Source organism: Mucilaginibacter aquaedulcis, assembly GCF_030409325.1.
Lineage (GTDB): Bacteria > Bacteroidota > Bacteroidia > Sphingobacteriales > Sphingobacteriaceae > Mucilaginibacter > Mucilaginibacter aquaedulcis.
In genome coordinates, this window is record NZ_JAUFPR010000003.1 from 53,493 (window position 1) to 74,902 (window position 21,410).

The window sequence follows — 21,410 nt, forward strand, 5'->3', positions numbered from 1 at the left end:
GTTCTCCCCTCGCTATCTACCTTTGCTCAATCTCCTTTAAGCTGTCCATTTTTTTGTAGGCTAAAAATCCTTTAATATCCTCAAAATGTTCACGGACACGCTTATTACCAAACTCGAATACTTTTTTCACCAGCCCATCCAGGAAATCGCGGTCGTGAGATACCAGGATCAGCGTTCCATCAAAATCCCTTAAGGCATCCTTGATAATGTCCTTAGTCTTCATATCCAAATGGTTTGTTGGCTCATCCAGGATCAGCACGTTCACGGGCTCCAACAACAGCTTGATCATGGCTAAACGCGTTTTTTCACCGCCAGAAAGTACCTTTACCTTTTTGGTGGTATCATCGCCACTAAACATAAATGCGCCCAAAAGATCTTTGATCTTGATGGTGCCATCACTTAAAGGGATCTGGTCAATGGTTTCAAATACGGTTAAATTCTCGTCTAACAAGGCTGCCTGGTTTTGGGCAAAGTAGCCGATTTTTGCATTATGGCCTACTTTTAAGGTTCCCTCAAAATCGATCTCACCCATAATGGCTTTGATCATGGTTGATTTACCTTCACCGTTTTTACCAACAAAAGCTACTTTTTCGCCCCGCTCTATTACCATAGCCGCTTTCTCAAACACCACATGATCGCCATAGGTCTTAGTCAGATCCTCAACCATTACCGGATATTGACCGGAACGCGGTGAGGGCGGAAATTTTAATCGCAATGCCGAAGTATCAACTTCATCTATCTCGATAACCTCCAACTTCTCCAACATCTTTACGCGAGATTGTACCTGCAAGGTTTTGGAGTATGTACCTCTGAACCTGTCTATAAATTCCTGGTTATCGGCAATAAAACGCTGCTGTTCCTCATAGGCCTTCAACTGGTGCAAACGGCGGTCGGCACGCAGCTGGAGATAATGGGTGTACTTAGCTTTATAATCATAAATCCTGCCCATGGTAACCTCAATGGTACGGTTGGTAATGTTATCAACAAAAGTACGGTCGTGTGAGATAACCATAACTGCCTTTGCCGAATTTACCAGGAAATCTTCCAGCCATTGGATACTTTCGATATCCATGTGGTTGGTAGGCTCATCAAGTAAGATCAGATCTGGTTTCTTTAACAGAATTTTAGCCAGCTCTATACGCATGCGCCAGCCGCCCGAAAACTCGGAAGTTTGGCGGGTAAAATCTTTACGTTCAAAACCTAAGCCTTTCAGCACCTTTTCTACCTCTGCATCATAATTAACCTCTTCCTGCGAATAAAATTTTTCGCTCAGTTCCGATACTTTTTCAATCAGCTTCATGTACTCATCACTATCATAATCTGTACGTATAGTAAGCTGTTCATTCAGTTCCTCCAAGTCTTTTTGCATCTGATTGGCCTCATCAAAAGCCTTCATCGTTTCTTCAAAAACAGTAACATTATCATGGGTGAGCAAATGCTGAGGCAAATATGCTATTACCGCATCTTTTGGGCCGCTTACATTACCGGTGGTAGGCTTGCCCGCGCCAGCAATAATTTTGAGGATGGTTGACTTGCCTGCACCATTCTTACCCATGAGGGCTATTTTATCGTTCTCGTTGATAGAGAAGGTCACGTCACTGAATAAGGTGGTTCCACCAAATGAAACGGAGATGTTATTGATATTGATCACAGTATCGGGATATTGATTTTTGCGCAAAGATAAATTAAACACACAGAATTACGGCAGGAGTATGAACATCACCAACTTAAATCATCAATGCTATCAAAAAATATGACCTTAATTCAATTATATTGCGGTAAACAATTAAACCACCTTATAAGTATGGAACAAAACAAGCCCGATACCGGCTCCTCAACTGCACATCTGAAACAGGTACTTGGTTTGCCTACTGCCATACTGCTCGTAGCAGGAATCATGATTGGTTCGGGGGTGTTCAAAAAAATTGTACCCATGTCGCAAACGCTTAATAGCGAAACTTACATTTTGCTGGCATGGATTATTGCAGGTATCATTACCATGTTTGGCGCTTTTACTTATGCCGGCCTGGCTACCCTCACCACCCAAACTGGTGGCGTATATGAATACCTGAGACTCATTTACGGAAACTTCATATCCTTCCTTTTCGGATGGACTATCTTCACCATCGTAGGCAGCGGAGCCATTGCCGCCTTATCATTCGTGTTTGCGCAATCGGTAAATACGCTTGTTCCCTTGCCTAACCCTTTGGCTGCCTTTGAAAACATCAGCATAGGTGAATCTATTTTTCCCTTTGCCGATTCGGGCATTAAGTTACTGGCCGTATTCACTATCATCATATTAACCTGGGTAAACTACCGTGGAATAAACAAGGCAGGTATTTTAAATAACATAGTTACCACTGCCAAAATATTGGGTATGCTATTATTGATCATTTCGGGCCTGTTATTCACAGGCCATCCAGTAGTAGCAAGCACAACCTTAAAAGCCAGCGCTAACCATCATCCGGAAGGTGTTGCTTTGTTCAGCGGTTTGTTTGGAGCCATGCTCAGTGCCTTGTGGGCGTATGACGGCTGGGCCAATATCACCTTTATCACCGGCGAGATCAGGAACCCCAAACGCAATATTCCGCTGGCTATTATTGGCGGCGTGGGCATCGCCATGACACTATATGTATTGCTTAACTATGCTTACATGAAAGTGCTTCCAGTTTCGCAGCTGGCCTTGTTAGGCAGCAATAAAATAGCCGCGGCCGAAGTGGCGGGCATTATCATGGGTAAAACAGGCTCGGTAATTATCGCCTTGCTAATCATGGTTTGTACCTTCGGGGCACTTAATGGCTGCATCATCTCCTACCCTCGGGTGTATTTCCGTATGGCGCAGGAAAACGTATTCTTTAAAAAAGCGGCCAAAATTCATCCGGCTTTCAGCACGCCGCACATCGCATTATTTTATTCGGCCATCTGGAGTATTATATTGGTTTGCAGCGGAACGTTTGATCAGATCACCAACCTGGTGATATTTGCTTCATACGCCTTTTTCGCGCTGGCCACCTGGGGACTGGTTAAAATGAAACGAAACGGGCGCATCACCACAAAGGTTATAGGTTACCCTGTAATTCCCTTTATTATCCTGTTTTTTTGTGTGGCTTTGGTTATCAACACCCTGATTACCCAAACAGAGGCATCACTTATTGGCCTGCTGCTTATTTTAAGCGGCGCCCCGTTTTACTGGTATTTTAAAAAGCAGTACGGAGAAGTATCTGATCAACAAGAATAACCAACCGCATACAAAACACAAAAGCCCTGCAGGATATCCTGACAGGGCTTTGTTATTGAGTTTAGTTTTGTTTGATATTGATTACCAGCTGTAACGGATACCAAACTGCATTTGCCAGCGTGAAGCAAACAAATCAACAGAGTATGGTACTCCCGGATCAGCAAAGGTATATTTTGGATAGGTTGTTGATGCCGCACCAAATGCCGGTGTAGTTTTTGGCGTTAAACCAATGCTTGAAGTTGAGTTAAATGTATTGGCCGAGAAATAGTACTGACCCCATTTTTTGTTCAACAGGTTGGTTAAGTTAATGATGTCATAAGTAAAGGTGATCATCTGTTTGTGTTTACCACCAAATTTAAAGTCCTGAGTAAAACGGAAATCAAGTTGGTTGTTCCACGGAGTAAATGCACCGTTACGTTGAGTAAAGTCGCCACGACGTGATGACAAATATTTGCTCTTGTCAATGAAAGCATCAAAAGCAGCAGCTTGTTGTACAGCAGTAGCACCACCAACAACGTCGCTGAAGAAGTTAACAGTTTCGCCACGCTTAGGGATGTAAGCTAAACTAACTTGTTGGCCTGTTCCGTCAATTGCATTCGGGTAAAAACCATAAGTGTATGGGTTACCTGATTGTGCGCTAAAGAAGAAAGAGAAGTTAGCAGTATAGTTTTTAGCAGCGTCCCAATCCTGACGGAAGTTAACGTTTGATACGATGCGGTGACGGATATCAAAGTTTGAGTTAGCTAAGCCCGGGTTGTTCGGGTTTAAAGCCTGGTTTAACTGCCAGTTTGATTCCATTGAGTTACGGATACCGTTGGTAACATCTTTTGAATGACCGTAAGTATAAGCAACGTTTGCATTTAATGCACCTTGATCGCTGAACTGAAATACTTTACCAATTTGAGCAGTTAAGCTATAGCGGTAACCCTGGCTGGTGTTTGACAGTAAATAAGCGTTAGTATAAGAGTTGTTAATTTTTTGGTTAACAAATATAGGCTGTTGATGCTGGGTATCGTAATTGTAGTAAGTTACGCTATCCTTAGTGTTAACCTGTTGAAACTTCAAGTCATGAATAACTTTAGTGTAAATACCTTCAACAGTGAATTTCCACTGGTTATCAGTTGAGTAATCAAGCGCTAAGCTGCTTCTCCATACCTGAGGCATTTTAAAGTTATTGTCAATCATATCCACCTGGGTAGCACCAGCAGGTGAAGTGTTGAAACCTTGTTGGTTTACATAATTTAAACCACCGTTAGGAGCAACCTGAACCGGGTTTGTACCTGGTTTTTGAGCAGCTCTGCTATCATAAGCACCATAAGTAGCACCGTTGTTGTAAAACGCGTAACCAAACCATGCAAATGGAACACGACCTGTAAAGAAGCCGCTACCACCGCGCAAGATCACGCTTTGATCGCCATTGATATCATAGTTAAATGCCACACGAGGGTTGATCTCAATGTTGCTCAGGTAATTTTGTTTGATATCTCTTGGTTTAGTATAGGTAAATGTGTTGCCGTAGTTCGGGTCAACCGGAGCGTTTGTTGTTTTATCGCTTAAAGGTTGTTTGTTAGGTACACCTGCATAATCTAAACGTAAAGCTAAAGTCAGTTTGAAATTATCAGTTAACTGAATTTCGTCCTGACCGTATACGCTTGACAGGTTAACTTTAAACTTAGCTGATGGATTATCTAATATATAATCGCGGGTGTTGTCTGTATAGTTAAAGTTAGCACGAACGCGTGAAGGTACGTTAGCAAGGAAGTTTTCAATGCTGCTGTAAGCAACACGGCCATTCCAGGCGTTTACGAAGTTATAAGTAATGTTATAAAACTCGTTGTGTGTACCAAAAGTGAAAGTATTTTTTCCTTTAGTCCAGGTTAAGTTATCAGTAAACTCAGCAGTTTTCTGGTGCATATCAAAAATAGCGGCCTCACGGTCGGTACCCATAAATATAGTGCTACCTGGAGCACGGCCAGTGATCTCGATCTGTGGTAAAGAAGGATCAGAGTTAGGATCACGGAAGTCATGTACGTTTGAATAACCTAATACCAAGCTATTGCTCACGCTGTTTGAAAATCTTGATTTTAACTCGGCAACTGTTGATGTTGAGTTGTTATGTGAAGTATAGTCAATACCGCCAAAACGGAAGTTTTGCTGGTCACGCTCTAAGTTAGTAGCTTTAGAGGTGATGGTATTGTTACGGATAGTTAACTGGTTGTGATCATCGATATTCCAATCCAAACGGTTAAAGAACTTGTTTGAATTTGAGAATATAGTACTGTTGTTATAAGTACCCGGATCAATGCCACCTGTATAATTTTTAAAAGCTGCAGCAAGGTTTTGAGCATCCTGTAAGCTCAAAATCTGGTTTGCACCTGTAGTACCAGCACCACGGATCACAGGATCAACACGGCGGGCAATTTCTTCGTTTGTAAAGAAGAATAATTTGTTTTTGATGATAGGGAAACCTACGCGGATACCTGTTTGGTAATCATGGAAGCTGCTTGGCAATTTTGAACCGTCGCCACCAGAAGCAGCAGCGGCATTATTTGCACCAACTAAAAACGCGCCACGACCAAATCCGTAAACTGAACCGGTGAAGTCATTGGTACCACTACGGGTTACCGCGTTGATACTACCACCCAATACGTTACCAATTTTAATATCATAAGGAGCAACCAATACCTGTATGTCCTGGATAGCATCTAACGATACCGGGCTTGTACGGGTACTGCTACCTACCTGGCCCGAAGCATTGTTCTGACCACCTAATGATGGGCTAAAACCAATCGCGTCGTTATTGATGGCACCGTCAAGCGTTACGTTATTGTAACGGTAGTTGGTACCCTGGAACGAGTTATTGTTACTTTGAGGAGTGTTACGGGTTAAATCCTGCAAGCTGCGGTTAATAGATGGCGCAGTGCGGATCTGGTTTTGACCAATACGGGTGCTTGCACCTGTTTTAGTACCACCAGCAGTAGCTTTAACCTTTACTTCCTTTAAAGTTGTAGTTTCATCGGCCAATGCAAAGTTTAAAGTTGTAGTACCTAAGCTTAAGGTAATATTTGTTCTCTCATCTTTTTTGAAGCCAACAAAAGAAGCAGAAATGGTGTAAGGGCCACCTGGGTTAACGTTGGCAATCGTATAACGACCATCGCTGTTTGATTGCGCACCGTAACGGGTGCCTGTACTTGTGTTTAACACGGTAACGGTTACCCCAGGCAGCGTAACGCCCTTCTGGTCGGTAACTTTTCCGCTAACTAATGAAGTCGTAATTTGCGCCTTGGCAACGTTAGCAACACCAATAATCAGTACTGATAAAAGGATAAAGTAAAGCTTTTTCATTTGTGTTTATTTGTGAACACAAAGGTTCGGCTACAATATTAACCCTATGTTAACAAGAGATTATATTTAATCCCTTGTGTTAACATAAAGTAAAACTGAGCCTCAATACTTGATCTTTAACTTTTTAAGTATGAGGTGGAGAAGATAAATTGGGCCTATCAGCAAAAATTTTAGATCGTCCAGAAAAGAAGGCTTTTTCCCCTCTATCTTATGACCGATAAACTGCCCTATCCAGGCAAAAACGAATATAATAAAGCACACCAGCCATAGCGCCGGACCACCCGCTTTGTGCCATTGTTCAAGCTCGATAATGGCATAACTGAAGCCGAATAAAACCAGCAGCATGATATATGACAATATGGGTGAAAGTTTCAGATAATAGTATATACTAAATGCTATTAAAAATGATGCCCAGTTAAAAACACCGTTATAACTGCCTAAAAATTTAAGATACGGAAACGGAATAGACCATATAAGCCCCATCAAACTGAATATGATTAGCGGTATGCAGATAAAATGGATGGCTTCGTTGCTTGAGTTTTGATGACTTTCGGCGTATTTAGCAAAATAAATATCAACCTTGCGCTTACCATCATCGCCGTTTGTTTTTGACGATGCCTTGCCTTGTGCCGAATTTGATATTTTACCTGAACTCATTTTTATTCTAATATAAAAACCCTTCCTGTTTTTGAGGCAGAAAGGGTTCGTTTATTTTATCCTTTATTTAATTACTTTGCAAATGCTACCGAGCGGGTTTCCCTGATTACGGTAACTTTGATCTGACCAGGGTAGGTCATTTCGGTCTGGATCCTGTTGGAGATATCAGCCGCCAGCACTTCTGATTGCGCATCGGTGATCTTCTCGCTCTCCACTACCACGCGCAACTCCCGGCCGGCCTGTATAGCGAAGGTTTTTTCAACACCAGGGTATGATAATGCCAGTTCTTCCAGTTCTTTTAAACGTTTGATGTAGCTTTCCACCACCTCACGGCGTGCGCCTGGGCGTGCGCCCGAAATAGCATCACAAGCCTGAATTATTGGTGATAACATGGAGGTCATCTCAATTTCATCGTGGTGAGCGCCAATGGCGTTGCAAACTTCCGGATGTTCTTTATATTTTTCGGCCAGCTGCATACCCAAAATAGCGTGTGGCAGTTCCGGGTTATCATCAGGTACCTTACCAATATCATGTAATAGGCCCGCACGTTTAGCCAGCTTAACATTTAAGCCAAGCTCGGCAGCCATAGTAGCGCAGAAGTTGGCTACCTCACGTGAGTGCTGCAACAGGTTTTGCCCGTATGATGAACGGTAACGCATACGGCCAACCATACGGATCAACTCCGGGTGTAAACCATGGATGCCCAGATCGATCACGGTGCGCTCACCTATTTCTACTATCTCTTCTTCAATTTGTTTTTTGGTTTTGGCCACAACCTCCTCAATACGGGCAGGGTGAATACGACCATCGGTTACCAGACGGTGCATGGCAAGCCTTGCAATTTCGCGCCTAACCGGGTCAAAGCCTGATAATATGATAGCTTCCGGCGTATCGTCAACAATGATCTCGATACCGGTAGCTGCTTCCAGCGCGCGGATATTTCTACCCTCACGGCCAATGATACGGCCCTTGATCTCATCATTTTCGATATTGAAAATTGATACCGTGTTTTCAATGGCGCTTTCTGTAGCGGTACGCTGAATGGTTTGGATAACTATCTTTTTAGCCTCTTTGGTAGCGGTAAGCTTAGCCTCGTCAACAATATCCTTTATCTGGATCATGGCTTTGGTGCGGGCTTCTTCGCGCAGGGTATCAACCAGCTGGTTACGGGCCTCATCGGCAGATAAACCTGCAATTGTTTCCAATTGCTGCACGTGTGAGTTTTTAAGATGCTCTACCTCATCCTGTTTTTTTACAACAATTTCTGTTTGTTTTTCCAGGTTTTTGCGGGTATTGTCAAGCTCGTTTTCCTTGCGGTTCATATTCTCCAAACGCTGGTTTAACGATTGCTCCTTTTGTTTAACACCGTTTTCGCGCTGATTAATGGTGTTATTTTTAGTGTTAACTTCCTGCTCATGCTCGGCCTTCATCTGTAAAAACTTCTCTTTGGCTTCCAACAGCTTGTTCTTTTTCAGAATTTCGGCATTGTTTTCGGCATCCTTCAGTATCTTTTTCACTTTGTTTTGTGCCGATGTTTCCTGGTCTTTGAAAAGCTTCCGCAACAGGAAACGGCCGATGACGATGCCCACAATGGCACCAATCAACAGCCCAATAATAATGTATAATAATACGTCCATCTTCTTTTTTTAGGGTAAGGTTATGTAGTTATATAAATAAAAAAACCGCAACTAATTTTTAAGTATCATGTATTTAAAAACTTCATTTCGGATATTGGAATCATGGGTTACGTTAAAACATAGAGTAACGCATGCCTCTTTGATCCGCTTAATATTGAAGCGTTAAGTTTTTAATAGTGAAACCTAAAATTTAACTGCGGTTAAATCTTAATGTGCTCTGTATGTATATTATGTAAGAACGTTAATTACTTTGAGAAAAATTCAGTCAGCAAATGATCTAACTGATACACCTTTTCGGCAATATCGGTATCTTCAACGGTAACTTTCTTTTCTGCCTTTAACGATGATGTAGCATAATGCAACACCGCCATTGAAAGCAAATCCTGTTTATCCCTCACCGCGTAATTTTCCTGATATTCTTTTATCCGGTCATTAATCAGTTTGGCCGCCCTGCGTATTATTTCTTCTTCCTCCATGTTTACCTTTAAGGGGTAAACTCTGTCAGCAATATTTATTTTTATTGAGATTTCTCCCATTGAGCCTTTCACTTTTTGTATTATTTCTTCAATAATACAATACACTTATCTATTTCCTGCACAAAGTCGTTAATTTTTTGCTTTATGTCAAGACTTTTCTCATTTGTTTCTGAAAATGATTTTGCCAGCTTCAATACACGAAGCTTTTCTTCCAGCTCTTTTGTCTTGGCTTTGCTTGCATCAAGCGCCACGGTTAAAGCCTCACTTTCCAGTTTTAACAAATCGTTTTCCTCCTGTAAAGCACCGCAAAGCTCTATTAACCGCTCGGTTTTGTCTACAATTTTATTTAATTGTTCTGCTACAGAAGGCATTTCTTTTAAATCCTGTTTTTTAAATTCTAAATCCTAAACTCCAAATCTCCGAAAATCTAATTTCTAAATCTCAAATCAGAAATTTTAATTTTCCGAATTCTAACTTCCTGAGAATCTAATTATTAAACTCTAAATTTTAATCTTAAATAAAATCCAAAATTTCTACTCCGAAACTCTAAATCCGAAATCGAAATTCCCAGATCCGAAATCAAATTATTTCCTGATCTCGGCTCCGGCCTCTTTACCTAAGTTATAAATTAATTTTTGCATAATGCTGTCAATCGCTTTATCGGTCAGGGTTTTTTCTATATCCTGAATAACAAAGCTCAGCGCGTATGATTTTTTACCTGCCGGCAGTTTATCACCTTCGTAAACGTCAAATACACTAACTTCCTTCAGCAGTTTGCGTTCGGTACGCAGGGCAATCTGTTTCAGCTGGCCAAAAGAAACACTCTTATCAATCAGCATTGACAGGTCGCGCCTTACCGCCGGGAACTTAGAAACTTCCTGGTAAACGATCTTATTTTTACGTACACCGTTCAGCACAAGGTCAAAGTTAAAGTCGGCATAAAACACTTCCTTATCCACATCAACCTTTTTCAGCGCTCTTGCTGCTACCGGGCCAAACTTAACCAACTGTTTACCATTCACCATGTACTGCAGGCCGAAAGCCAGTTTTGAACAGGTAGCATCTTCAACCACGTAATCGGTAATGCTTAACCGTTGTAAAATACCATCAACAATGGCTTTCAGGTTATAGAAAGTAACCGGCTGAGATTTCTGATTCCATTGCTCAACCGCATTTGCGCCGGTAATGAAAATTGAGAAACGCTGTACCTCGGTATATTTATCGTCTTTAACACTGTAGATCTTACCAAACTCGTAAAATTTAAGATCGGCGGCACGGCGGTTCTGGTTGTAGACAATAGCCTCCAGCCCTGAATAAACCATGCTCTGGCGCATTACATCCAGATCGCTGCTTAAAGGGTTCAGGATTTTCACCGCGGTATCCAGGTTATCCGAATAAGCCGACTTGGTAAGCGAGTTGGCCAATATCTCGTTAAAGCCGTTGGCGGTAAGCAGGTCAGAAATCTGATTTTGTACTGTATCTTTCTCTGCCCTTTGCGAGTTATTTAACGATGCTCTGATCTGGGTAGGTATCTCGATATTGTTGTAACCATAAATACGCAGCACTTCTTCCACAATATCAACCTCACGGGTAACGTCAACACGGTATGGCGGCACCTGCAATGACAAGCCTTCTTCCGTTTCGCTAACCACTTTAATATCCAGCGCCTCAATGATCGATTTGATCTCGGTATGCGGAATCAGTTTACCTATCAGCCTGTTGATGTTTTTATAGGTTACATCAACCGCGAATGGCGCAACTGGCACCGGGTAGTGGTCAACAATTTCTGATGATACCTCGCCACCAGCTACCTCTTGTATTAACAATGCGGCACGCTTAAGGGCGAAAACTGTCATATCAGGATCGGTACCACGCTCAAAACGGAACGAAGCATCGGTTTTTAAGCCATGCCTTTTAGCCGTTTTGCGGATACTAACCGGATTGAAGTAAGCACTCTCGATAAAAACACTGTTGGTCGACTCCTTAATACCCGAATGAATACCACCAAACACACCTGCAATGCTCATAGGCTCCTCGGCATTACCTATCATAAGGTCCTGCTCTGATAACTTACGTTCTACATCATCAAGCGTTTTAAATGGAGTGCCTTCCGGGAAGTTTTTAACACGAATAGTATTGCCTTTAATTTCATCAGCATCAAAAGCATGCAGCGGCTGACCTAACTCATGCAAAACATAGTTGGTAACATCCACAATGTTATTGATTGCCCGGATGCCGATAACAGCCAAACGCTCCTTTAACCATTGCGGTGACTCCTTAACGGTAACTCCGCTAACAGTTACGCCCGAAAACCTTGGGGCAGCCTGTTCGTTCTCGACAACAACATTTATAACTCTGCTGGTGTTGGCTACTTTGAACGCGCTAACATCCGGATGCTTAATAGCGATCTTTAAGAATGCAGCAACATCACGGGCAGTACCCAGATGTGATGCAGCATCTGCACGGTTAGGTGTTAAACCTATCTCGTACATATAGTCGTCGTTTAGTTTAAAATATTCCTTAGCCGGGGTACCTACGGGTGCATCAGCATCAAGCACCATGATACCTTCGTGGCTGGTACCTAAACCTATCTCATCTTCAGCGCAGATCATCCCTTCAGAAACCTCACCGCGTATCTTTGATTTTTTAATGGCAAAAGGTTCGCCCGATACCGGGTAAACGGTAGTACCAACAACAGCCACCACTACTTTTTGTCCCGCTGCTACATTAGCGGCACCGCAAACAATCTGCAGATCTTCCGGACCGCCAACATCAACCTTGGTTACATGCAGGTGATCAGAATTGGCATGGTCAACGCTCTCCTTTACATAACCGATCACCAGGCCCTCAAGACCGCCGGGGATAGGTTGTACTTTTTCCAGGCTCTCCACCTCCAAACCGGTACCGGTAAGGATAATTGAAATTTCCTGTGGAGTTTTATCTGTATCAATAAATTCTTTAAGCCAGTTATATGATATCTTCATCAGTAAGCAATGATAATCGGCAAAGATATAAAGATTTCGGAAGTCGGATTTGGGATTTGGGATTTAAAATGGATTTTTTGTGTATTATTCTACTACTGCGAGATTAGCGCAGTGTATCTCATAGCGGCAGACAAGAAAAGACTTAAAATTTAAAAAAACACAGCCATTACCCAAAATAAAATTAAAACTACAGGTAAAGATGCCAGTATAATCTTTAGGGACCGGGATAAATGGCTAACCTGGGTTATTTTTTTATAGTTGATTAGAAACACAATAGAATTTATCAAATTATAGATATACAAAAACAATGTGCTTACAAGTAATAAATTACCAAGATTTAATGTCCAGCGTAAGTCACTCAAAAAGTTAATCTCTAAAAATGAAAGTCCAATTAAACTGCTAAGCGCAATAACCGAAGCTGCTTTAGGGTAAAAGAGATATAATGCGGACGCAACAGCAAATAACAAAAGAGAAGATATTAATGTAATGTAGGGTATAATATTTGCCGGACCAGCTGAAAAGCCCCATAAAAACGTATTTGCATAAAACATCATAAACCCATAAAGCAAGTAAGGCAAATAGAATTTAACCAGGACAGATCTATTCAAATTTTTGACTTTTTAATTTTGACTTTTGATTTAAATAATCCCTTCATCTGCAAAGCTATAATACCCGTTGTCAGTAATGATTAAATGATCAAGTACATTGATTTCGAGCATTTTGCCGGCGGCACTTATTTTTTTGGTGAGGTCGATATCCTGTTGGCTGGGCTTCAGGTTGCCCGATGGGTGATTATGGATAAGGATAATACCGCTGGCCTGCTGCTGCAGGGCCATATAAAAGATAATTTTAGGATCGGCAACAGTGGCTGACAGGCCGCCCTTGCTTACCAGCTCCTTAGCCAATACTTTTTGCGAACGGCCAACCAGCAATATCCAAAACTCCTCGTGATTAAGATCAATAAGGTGGCGGCGCATAATATTGTAGGCATCGCGGCTGCCGCTAATATATTCAATGGCTTTAACCTCGGTATCGTTACGGCGGCGGCCAATTTCAAGGGCGGCAATAATGGAAATGGCTTTGGCCTCTCCTATCCCCTTAAATTTGGAAAGCTCGCTGATGGAGGCTTTACCCAACTTGTTCAGATCGTTTTCGTAGTGGTGCAGTATGCGCATACTCAGCTCAACCGCGGTTTCGGTGCGGCTGCCCGAGCCGATAAGTATGGCTATCAGTTCGGCATCAGTTAACGCGCGGCGACCCTGGGTGCTCAGTTTCTCGCGCGGACGGTCTTCCTCGGCCCATGATTTAATACTGATCTTGTCTTTGTAGTTTTCCACGGCATTAAATTATGGAAATTATTTTGCCCGGGGTGTAGTTTTTAGAATTATAGGATTTATCTGAACCAGGATTAAACAGATTTATCTGATTAGAGGATTTTACATCAATTTCAGATTATCTTGGTAATCTCTAAATCCTCAAAATCTTGGTTCAGACAAATTCGCGATTGCCACGCTACGCAGCAATGACAAGTTTTATTTCCCCTTTTAGATTTACCCCCAAACAAAAAAGGGATCATGCCGCGGCACAATCCCTTTTAAATATTTTGAAAGCTAAGATTAGCTTAAGCCATTAACAAATTTAGTAAGCTTTGATTTATTGTTTGAAGCTTTATTTTTGTGAATAACGTTCTTTTTGGCTAAACGGTCTAACATAGAGATCACTTTACCTAACAGTGCGCTTGCATCAGCTTTAGTAGTGGTGTTTCTTAATTTCTTAATAGCGTTCCTGGTTGTTTTAGCCTGGTACCTGTTACGCAGACGCTTCGCAGCGTTTGCCCTGATTCTTTTTAAAGACGATTTATGATTTGCCATTGTATAGCTTTGTTATTCTTTTTTCTATTTATTTAAGGACTGCAAATATAGGTTGATAAATTTAAATACGCAAGTGGTTTTTTATTAAAATTTTAAACTTTTATAAACAACGTTTATCTGCATAGTATTGATAACGTTATTGTTAAGCTATCAACTTATTTTACTTTACTTGTAATGGGGCTTTTAGCGCTGCAAAAGCAATATGCCCCCGCCGCCAAACGTTATGTTTTCTGATCCCACAAGTTTAAAACCTCGGCCATACTATGGATAGCACCAAAAGATTCAGCAACCGTGTAGAAGATTACGTTAAGTACCGCCCGCACTACCCCGCCGAAATTATTGACTTTTTACAGGACAATTATGGATTAACCATACATAAACTCATTGCTGATATTGGTGCCGGTACAGGCATATCAACCGAACTATTTTTAGATGCCGGTTACCAGACCATTGCTGTTGAGCCTAATACCGAAATGCGGCAAAAAGCCATTGAACTGCTAAGCCCCTATCCTGGTTTTTCCACTACAGACGGCACCGCCGAAAACACCGGGCTATCCGCAGGCAGTATGGACGCGGTTATCGCCGGGCAGGCCTTTCACTGGTTTAACGCTACGGAAACCCGCAAAGAGTTTAAGCGCATACTGAAACCCGGCGGCATCGTGGTGCTCATCTGGAACGAACGTAAAACATCGTCGGATTTTGAAAAGGAGTATGACCAGCTCATCATCACCCACGGGCAGGACTATGTTAAGATTGACCATCGTAACATTGATATCGAACATATCGGCGCGTTTTATGCTCCCGAACCTTTCAGGCTGGAGGTATTCCCCAACAAACAGGTTTTTGATTTTGAGGGATTGGCAGGGCGACTGCTTTCGTCGTCATACATGCCCACGAAAACTCACCCGGGGTATCAACTCATGATCAACGATCTGCAGCAGCTGTTTAACCGCTACCAGCAGCACGAGCTGATCACCATTAATTACGATACTAAGGTTTATGTAGGGAAACTTTAAGCTATCAAACCTTCATTAATCAAATACTCCTTTGCCTGGTTAAAATCCAGGAAAAGCTTATCGGCTATGGTTAGTTTATGATGTTCATCCGTATTACTTTGGATGGCTATACAGGTTAACCCTGCGGCCTTTGCCGATTTTATACCATTGATGGTATCTTCAAAAACCAAACATTCTTCCTTTTGCAAACCCAGTTTCTCCACACACAACAGGTAGCTTTCCGGGTCGGGTTTACTTTTGGTAACCTCTGTACGGGTAATAATGAGTTCAAAATACCTGCCTAAACCATTCCGTTCAAAAACGGCCTCCACATCCTGCCGCGGACTCGAGGTTACCAACGCCAGCCTTAGGTTCTGCGCCCTGAAATATTCCAGCACATCAGCCACGTAAGGCATCAGGTTTACATCCTTTGTTTTCAGGCGCTCCAATGTTAATCGTTCCCGCTTTTCAATAATGTGGGGCAATGGAGCGGTAATATTATAGATTTCAATGAGGCGTGCCGCGTTGGCTGGCATGGGTACACCCGCATAATTCTTTAACCAATCGGCATAACTCAGCTCAACATTAAATTCTTCCAAAATTTCGTTCCAGCATTCAAAATGAAAAAATTCGGAGTCTATCAGGGTACCATCAAGGTCAAACAACAAAGCTTTAAGGGACATTGGTAACAGGTTTAGATAGTAAAGTTATAAACTTTGTTGTTTAATTAATTTGAAACTCAAAACTAAAGGCCATATTTATGCCCATGAAGCGCCGCTTTATTTTAGGTTTATCAGGCATTTGTTTAATACTGCTTTGCTCGTCGTGGGGCTTTTTCGCGCATTATCGTATTGGCCGGCTGGCGGTGTTTACCCTACCCAAAGCCATGGCCGGCTTCTACAAAAATAATATCGACTATCTGACACAGCACGCCGTGAGTGCCGACAAACGCCGGTATGTTGACTCGACCGAGGCCCCAAGGCATTTTTTTGATGCTGACCACTATGGCAAAAAGCCTTTTGCTGCCATACCTCAAAAGTGGAAGGCCGCAGCCGCGAAATACACTGCTGATACATTAGATAAATATGGCACCGTTCCGTGGACCATCCAATATCAGTATTATAAACTTGTGCGGGCATTTAAGGCGCATGATACTACGGCTATTCTCAACACATCGGCCAACCTTGGACATTACATTGCCGATGCGCATGTGCCGCTGCATTTAACCCAAAACTATAACGGGCAGCTCAGCGGCCAAACCGGGATACACGCCCTTTGGGAGAGCCGTATCCCCGAGTTATCTGCCAAACGCTATAATTACTTTGTGGGCAGGGCGCGCTATATTGAAAATCCTCTGGCCGAAGCTTTTAAAATTTGCCGCATATCCTATAAAAGTGTGGATACAGTTTTACGGATGGAAAGCCAGCTCGGTAAAACCTTTCCGGCCGATAAAAAATATGGCATGGTATTACATGGCAAAAAAGAAATTAGTGCTTATTCAGATGCCTATAGCCTTGCCTACCAAAAACTATTGAAAGGAATGATTGAGCGACAGTTACGCGCTTCTATACTTTCGGTAGGGAGCTTCTGGTATTCGGCATGGGTTGATGCCGGTCAGCCCGATCTGAATAAGTTGATCAAACAGCCCCTAAGCGAAATGGAGAAAAATAACTTACACCGCGAGGAAGTGATGTACGGGGCCGGAAAATGTATTTATCAATCGGGTAGGTAACCGCACTCATTGCCATCTCGAACAAAATACGAGGAGAGATCTTTTACGAGCGATCAGCGTTACCCGATTTTGCATATGCTTTAAATTGAATAATGCCGTTTTTCCGTTCCGGAGGAACCAAAGCTTTATAGAAAAACCCCAATAAGTGTTAAGCGCCGTAGGTGCTTAACACTTACAGAAAATCTGGAGTAGACGTTGCCCTGATGCGCCATTATACAGAAGATTGGTATAAAGCCCAAAAAATGTTATTTTTAACTAACTGATTGTCAACCATGCGAAAAAAAATAGCCACCTTAACCAACAAAACCCACAGAATAAGGTGGCGAAGTAATGAGCCATCGCGGATGGAAACATTTAGTGATGCGGTGATGGCATTTGCATTAACGCTCATCATCGTTTCTATTGAGGTACCCAAATCATTTGACGAACTCACCGAAACCATGAAAGGTACGGTAAGCTTCGCGGTTTGCTTTGCCCTACTTTTTCAGATCTGGAATAATCAGAATATATTTTTCAGACACTACGGACTTAAAGATGCCTACACCAATACCCTGAACGCGTTTTTACTTTTTGTGGTGCTCATATATGCCTATCCGCTCAAGTTTTTATCCATGCTCATGTTTGCATCAGAAGATGGGACCTACGTTAAAAACGGACATCGTTATGCCATGATCAAGGATGAACAGGTGCAATCGCTCATGCTGATATACGGAGCAGGCTTTTTTGTGATATACCTGTTATTCTACCTCATGTACCGCAACGCGCAAAAACAAGCGAATGAGTTGGAGCTTAGCAAAGAAGAATTATTTGAAACCATAACCGTAACCAACATCAACCTGATATGCATGATCATATGCATAGTTGGTATGTTACTGGCATTTGTTTTACCCAAATATGCCGGCCCAACTGGCTTTATTTATTGCCTTATTCCCTTAGCCTACACTTTTTGGTATAGTTACAGGGGCGGCAAACAACGAAAGTTATTTGCTACTGCTTAGCGGCGGCTTTTTTATTGGCTCTGTTCTTAATGGCCGCGTAAATTGGTGGTACTATAGATATCAGGATGATAGCCATTACTACCAGCGTAAAGTTTTTCTTGATAACCGGGATGTTGCCAAAAAAGTAACCGATGAACAAAAAGCTAAGCACCCACAGTGCGCCGCCAATAATATTGTACAAGCTATAACGTAAAAATGGCATACGGCCCACTCCCGCCACAAAAGGCGCAATGGTTCTGATTATTGGTAAAAACCGGCTGAATATTACTGCCTTGCCACCATGCTTATCAAAAAAGGCCTTGGTGCTCAGGTAGTATTCCAGTTTTAATATCTTGTTTTCTTCTTTAAAAACTTTAGGGCCTAAATAGTTACCCAGTAAATAATTGACTGTGTTGCCTGTAAACGCGGCTACAACCAGGATCAGGGCTATCAGGTAAATATCCAAACCGGTTTGGCCGGTGGCAATAAGGGCTCCGGCGGCAAACAGCAGCGAGTCGCCGGGTAAAAATGGGGTAACAACAAAACCGGTTTCGGCAAAAATTATGGCAAACAGGATGAGGTAAGTCCAGCCCTGGTAATCGCGGGTTATCTGGCTTAAATGAACATCAATATGCAGTATAAAGTCGATAATGGTTTTGATTACTTCCACAGTTTTTAAATTTTGGGGCTAAAATAGGAATATTAAGCTAATAGCTGCTATTGTTGTGTATTCTTCAGCAGTAAATTATTAGTTAATACATTGGCGCCAAAGGCAACAGAATCTGTTCGCCCCACAATACCTTGCGTATAAATAGTATAGGCGCGGCCGTCCTGAACGGTAAAGTTCAGAATACTTGTTTCAATTTTTGTTGGCGTAGCGTGATTGCTTATGGTGAAATTATAGTTGCCAACGGGTACCTGAACGTATTTGGTTACGGTATTAAATTTAACATTCATCAACACGCTGTTGGTAGTGTCATTTGCCCGCAGATCAAGGTTGGGCGATGAAGGTGAAGTATGAGCAAACCTGATCTTGGCGCGCCCCTTATCAGGCAACGTGGCAGTATCAAGCGATAGCACAGAATTTTTAATAGAACTATCAGCCCTGTACCCGGTTACAAAAAGGGTATATTTAGAATTGGGCTTTAAAACACTATCAATCCTGAGCACGGTTATGGCATTAACCGTAGCGGTACGTAGCTGAATTGGTGGTATTAATGTCGAAATGAAAAAATACCCTGAATTGTTGGGGTATGAATAAATATTTGTGCTTTCCTTGATCGAGTTGAGGTATAAGTTCAAAGGCTGTGCGTCGGGGCTTAGGTCTACGATTTGCAGTTGCGTGTTCAAGCCAGAGGCATTAGCATTGGCGCCTTTGCCGCATGACGATATTAACGGCAGCAGGAAAACCCCTACCAGGAAAAATGAAATCAATAAGCCGCTTTTATTTGGAGTAGCCATTTATCTGTATTTATTGATTGGTTATTAAAGTGGCACCCAGCGCCTGGTTACCTGAAGTGCCAACCGTACCGTAACTTACAAGGGTGTAAACCTTGCCCCCTGCAAGCGTTACCGTATCACGCCTAACATTTGTTGGCGAAGATGAGTTGTAAACTCCAATGTTACGAACACCGCTTGTTACTGCTACAAAATCTGTAGTGGTCTTATAGGCTACGTTGCTAAACTGTGCGGTATCTAAAATTGCACCGAGGCTGCTCTTGCCTGTAAATGAAAATACCAGCCCACCGGCATCGGGTGAAGCATTCACAAACCTGATCTTGGCTCTACCCAATGTATCGGGACTAAAGTCATCATCGGTAAAAAACACGCTTTCGGCCGTTTGTCCGCTTACATACAAAGAGTATGCTTTTTCGGTATCAAAATTAAGCGGCATGGTAAATAAATAATTCGGTGTAGCCGGACCAGCATTTTTTACCTGGAAGTTTTGACTACCCGCTGCAAAAGGCAGATAACCCAGCGTACCACCCGGAAAATAACTTGTTGTATTATTAATGCGGGTGCCGTTCACATAAAAATTGATGGTTGCATTGGATGCATTCACCAGATTAACCAATGTAGTTGGTTTAACAACCGGTGCATCGTCATTCTTTTTACAGGCCGACAGGATGCCAACAAAGGCGATAATAAACAAAGCTTTAACCCTTATATTCATATATAATAAGCTATATAACTGCTTACCGTAATTTTTGTTATCCATAACGAACAAAAAAGTCCGGTTCTTTACAGCCGGACTTAATTTTGGATTTATAATTTAAGTTTACACTTAAGCATAACTATTGAGCATTACCGGCATAACCAGCATCAGCACATCTTCATTTTCATCACCACCCTGCGGCAGTAATAGTCCGGCACGGTTAGGTGTCGACATTTCCAAAGATACTTCTTCGCAATTTAAATTCTTTAACATTTCTATTAAAAAACGCGCGTTGAAACCAATTTCCATGTCTTCGCCTTCGTATTGGCAGCTTAAACGCTCGTGAGCTTCGTTTGCAAAATCAATATCTTCTGATGATATGTTCAGCTCGCTGCCGTTAATTTTAAGCCTTACCTGGTGGGTGGTTTTGTTGGCATAAATAGCCACACGGTTTAACGAACCCAGGAAGGTAAGCCTGTCAATACTCAGTTTATTAGGGTTTACCTGTGGTATAACCGCCTCGTAATCAGGGTAGCGTTCGTCAATTAAACGGCATACCAGGTTAATGTTACCAAATTTAAAGAAAGCACTGGTTGAGTTATACTCTACCGATACATTCACATCATCAGTTGGCAATGATGATTTTAATAAGGTTAAAGCCTTTTTAGGCAATATGAACGATGTTGTGCTTGCCGCCTTGGCATCTTTACGGCGGTAGCGTACCAGCTTGTGGGCATCGGTAGCTACAAAGGTAAGGTGCTGGGTGCTTAACTGGCAAAAAACACCGGTCATGGCCGGGCGCAACTCATCGTTGCTTACCGCGAAAATAGTTTTGTTAATAGCCTCGGCTAAAACTGATGCCGGTAAATTTACCGACGACGCGTTTTCAACCACCGGAATTTTCGGAAAATCTTCACCATTCTCCCCGCTCAGTTTGTACTTTCCGTCGCCCGCGTTTATTTCAATGGCAAACGTGTTATCATCTACAGAAAAAGCCACAGGTTGCTCTGGCAACGACTTTAAGGTTTCCAGCAATATACGCGATGGTATTGCTATACGACCGTTTTCTTTTGACTCAACAGACAAAGAAGTGGTCATGCTGGTTTGCAGGTCGGTTGCAGAAATGGTCAAGTTTCCATCCTTTATCTCGAACAAAAAGTTTTCCAGTATAGGCAAAACAGTACTATTGCTTAACGCGCCGCTTACCGACTGCAATTGTTTGAGTAATGTTGATGTAGAAACAATAAATCTCATATAGGGTCTATTTAATCAATCAAAAATATAAAAGCCTCACCTGAATCTTCTCCAAAGGAGAGGACTTCTCTAACCTTCTCTTAAGCCCG

General features: G+C 42.2%; 18 protein-coding genes. 4 read left to right on the top strand and 14 right to left on the bottom strand.

The window, feature by feature from the left end; all coding sequences use genetic code 11:
* Nucleotides 1-16 precede the first annotated feature (16 nt).
* Nucleotides 17-1,651, bottom strand: a complete 1,635-nt coding sequence (locus QWZ01_RS15450; protein WP_290325770.1) for an ABC-F family ATP-binding cassette domain-containing protein — start codon at nt 1,649-1,651, stop codon at nt 17-19.
* A gap of 153 nt (nt 1,652-1,804) precedes the next feature.
* Between QWZ01_RS15450 and QWZ01_RS15455 the strand changes: the two genes are divergently transcribed.
* Complete coding sequence (locus QWZ01_RS15455; RefSeq protein WP_290324735.1) at nt 1,805-3,238, top strand: APC family permease; 1,434 nt, start codon at nt 1,805-1,807, stop codon at nt 3,236-3,238.
* An 81-nt stretch (nt 3,239-3,319) separates the two neighbouring features.
* Here QWZ01_RS15455 and QWZ01_RS15460 read toward each other — a convergent pair whose 3' ends face one another.
* From QWZ01_RS15460 to rpsT, 8 genes are all read right to left on the bottom strand, one after another.
* On the bottom strand, nt 3,320-6,583 hold the full coding sequence (locus tag QWZ01_RS15460) for a TonB-dependent receptor (RefSeq protein ID WP_290324737.1): 3,264 nt from the start codon (nt 6,581-6,583) through the stop codon (nt 3,320-3,322).
* A 102-nt stretch (nt 6,584-6,685) separates the two neighbouring features.
* Nucleotides 6,686-7,240 carry an Mpo1 family 2-hydroxy fatty acid dioxygenase gene (locus tag QWZ01_RS15465; protein ID WP_290324738.1) on the bottom strand — a complete coding sequence of 185 codons (555 nt, stop codon included), beginning with the start codon at nt 7,238-7,240 and terminating at the stop codon, nt 6,686-6,688.
* Between the two features lie 71 nt (nt 7,241-7,311).
* The gene (gene rny / locus QWZ01_RS15470; RefSeq protein WP_290324740.1) at nt 7,312-8,877 is read right to left on the bottom strand and encodes a ribonuclease Y; all 1,566 of its coding nucleotides are present in this window, start codon (nt 8,875-8,877) and stop codon (nt 7,312-7,314) included.
* Between the two features lie 245 nt (nt 8,878-9,122).
* Nucleotides 9,123-9,413: a cell division protein ZapA gene (locus QWZ01_RS15475; RefSeq protein WP_172336454.1), complete on the bottom strand. Its 291-nt coding sequence runs from the start codon at nt 9,411-9,413 to the stop codon at nt 9,123-9,125.
* 20 nt (nt 9,414-9,433) lie between these two features.
* Entirely contained in the window at nt 9,434-9,724 is a 291-nt protein-coding gene (locus QWZ01_RS15480) for a hypothetical protein (protein ID WP_290324746.1), read from the bottom strand.
* 213 nt (nt 9,725-9,937) lie between these two features.
* Nucleotides 9,938-12,337 (bottom strand): phenylalanine--tRNA ligase subunit beta, encoded by a 2,400-nt coding sequence (pheT, locus tag QWZ01_RS15485; RefSeq protein ID WP_290324749.1) that lies wholly within the window; start codon nt 12,335-12,337, stop codon nt 9,938-9,940.
* A 638-nt stretch (nt 12,338-12,975) separates the two neighbouring features.
* Entirely contained in the window at nt 12,976-13,674 is a 699-nt protein-coding gene (gene radC, locus QWZ01_RS15490) for a RadC family protein (RefSeq protein ID WP_290324751.1), read from the bottom strand.
* 279 nt (nt 13,675-13,953) lie between these two features.
* Complete coding sequence (gene rpsT, locus QWZ01_RS15495; RefSeq protein WP_090529771.1) at nt 13,954-14,208, bottom strand: 30S ribosomal protein S20; 255 nt, start codon at nt 14,206-14,208, stop codon at nt 13,954-13,956.
* A gap of 263 nt (nt 14,209-14,471) precedes the next feature.
* Between rpsT and QWZ01_RS15500 the strand changes: the two genes are divergently transcribed.
* The gene (locus QWZ01_RS15500; RefSeq protein WP_290324761.1) at nt 14,472-15,224 is read left to right on the top strand and encodes a class I SAM-dependent methyltransferase; all 753 of its coding nucleotides are present in this window, start codon (nt 14,472-14,474) and stop codon (nt 15,222-15,224) included.
* Here QWZ01_RS15500 and QWZ01_RS15505 read toward each other — a convergent pair.
* Nucleotides 15,221-15,886, bottom strand: a complete 666-nt coding sequence (locus tag QWZ01_RS15505; protein ID WP_290324763.1) for an HAD family hydrolase — start codon at nt 15,884-15,886, stop codon at nt 15,221-15,223. The two genes, QWZ01_RS15500 and QWZ01_RS15505, sit on opposite strands and share 4 nt — an antisense overlap.
* Before the next feature lie 77 nt (nt 15,887-15,963).
* On the opposite strand from QWZ01_RS15505, the gene QWZ01_RS15510 reads away from it, so the two are divergent.
* Both QWZ01_RS15510 and QWZ01_RS15515 read left to right on the top strand, forming a co-directional pair.
* Complete coding sequence (locus QWZ01_RS15510; protein ID WP_290324765.1) at nt 15,964-16,935, top strand: zinc dependent phospholipase C family protein; 972 nt, start codon at nt 15,964-15,966, stop codon at nt 16,933-16,935.
* 272 nt (nt 16,936-17,207) lie between these two features.
* Nucleotides 17,208-17,933, top strand: coding sequence for a TMEM175 family protein (locus tag QWZ01_RS15515; protein ID WP_290324767.1), 726 nt, complete (start codon nt 17,208-17,210; stop codon nt 17,931-17,933).
* On the opposite strand, the gene QWZ01_RS15520 is transcribed toward QWZ01_RS15515, so the two are convergent.
* From QWZ01_RS15520 to dnaN, 4 genes are all read right to left on the bottom strand, one after another.
* The gene (locus QWZ01_RS15520) at nt 17,923-18,582 is read right to left on the bottom strand and encodes a DedA family protein (protein WP_290324768.1); all 660 of its coding nucleotides are present in this window, start codon (nt 18,580-18,582) and stop codon (nt 17,923-17,925) included. The genes QWZ01_RS15515 and QWZ01_RS15520 overlap by 11 nt on opposite strands.
* Nucleotides 18,583-18,629: 47 nt before the next feature.
* Nucleotides 18,630-19,373 (bottom strand): DUF4397 domain-containing protein, encoded by a 744-nt coding sequence (locus QWZ01_RS15525; RefSeq protein ID WP_290324770.1) that lies wholly within the window; start codon nt 19,371-19,373, stop codon nt 18,630-18,632.
* A gap of 10 nt (nt 19,374-19,383) precedes the next feature.
* Nucleotides 19,384-20,085 (bottom strand): DUF4397 domain-containing protein, encoded by a 702-nt coding sequence (locus QWZ01_RS15530; protein WP_290324772.1) that lies wholly within the window; start codon nt 20,083-20,085, stop codon nt 19,384-19,386.
* Nucleotides 20,086-20,196: 111 nt separating this feature from the next.
* Nucleotides 20,197-21,321: a DNA polymerase III subunit beta gene (gene dnaN, locus QWZ01_RS15535; RefSeq protein WP_290324774.1), complete on the bottom strand. Its 1,125-nt coding sequence runs from the start codon at nt 21,319-21,321 to the stop codon at nt 20,197-20,199.
* Nucleotides 21,322-21,410 lie beyond the last annotated feature (89 nt).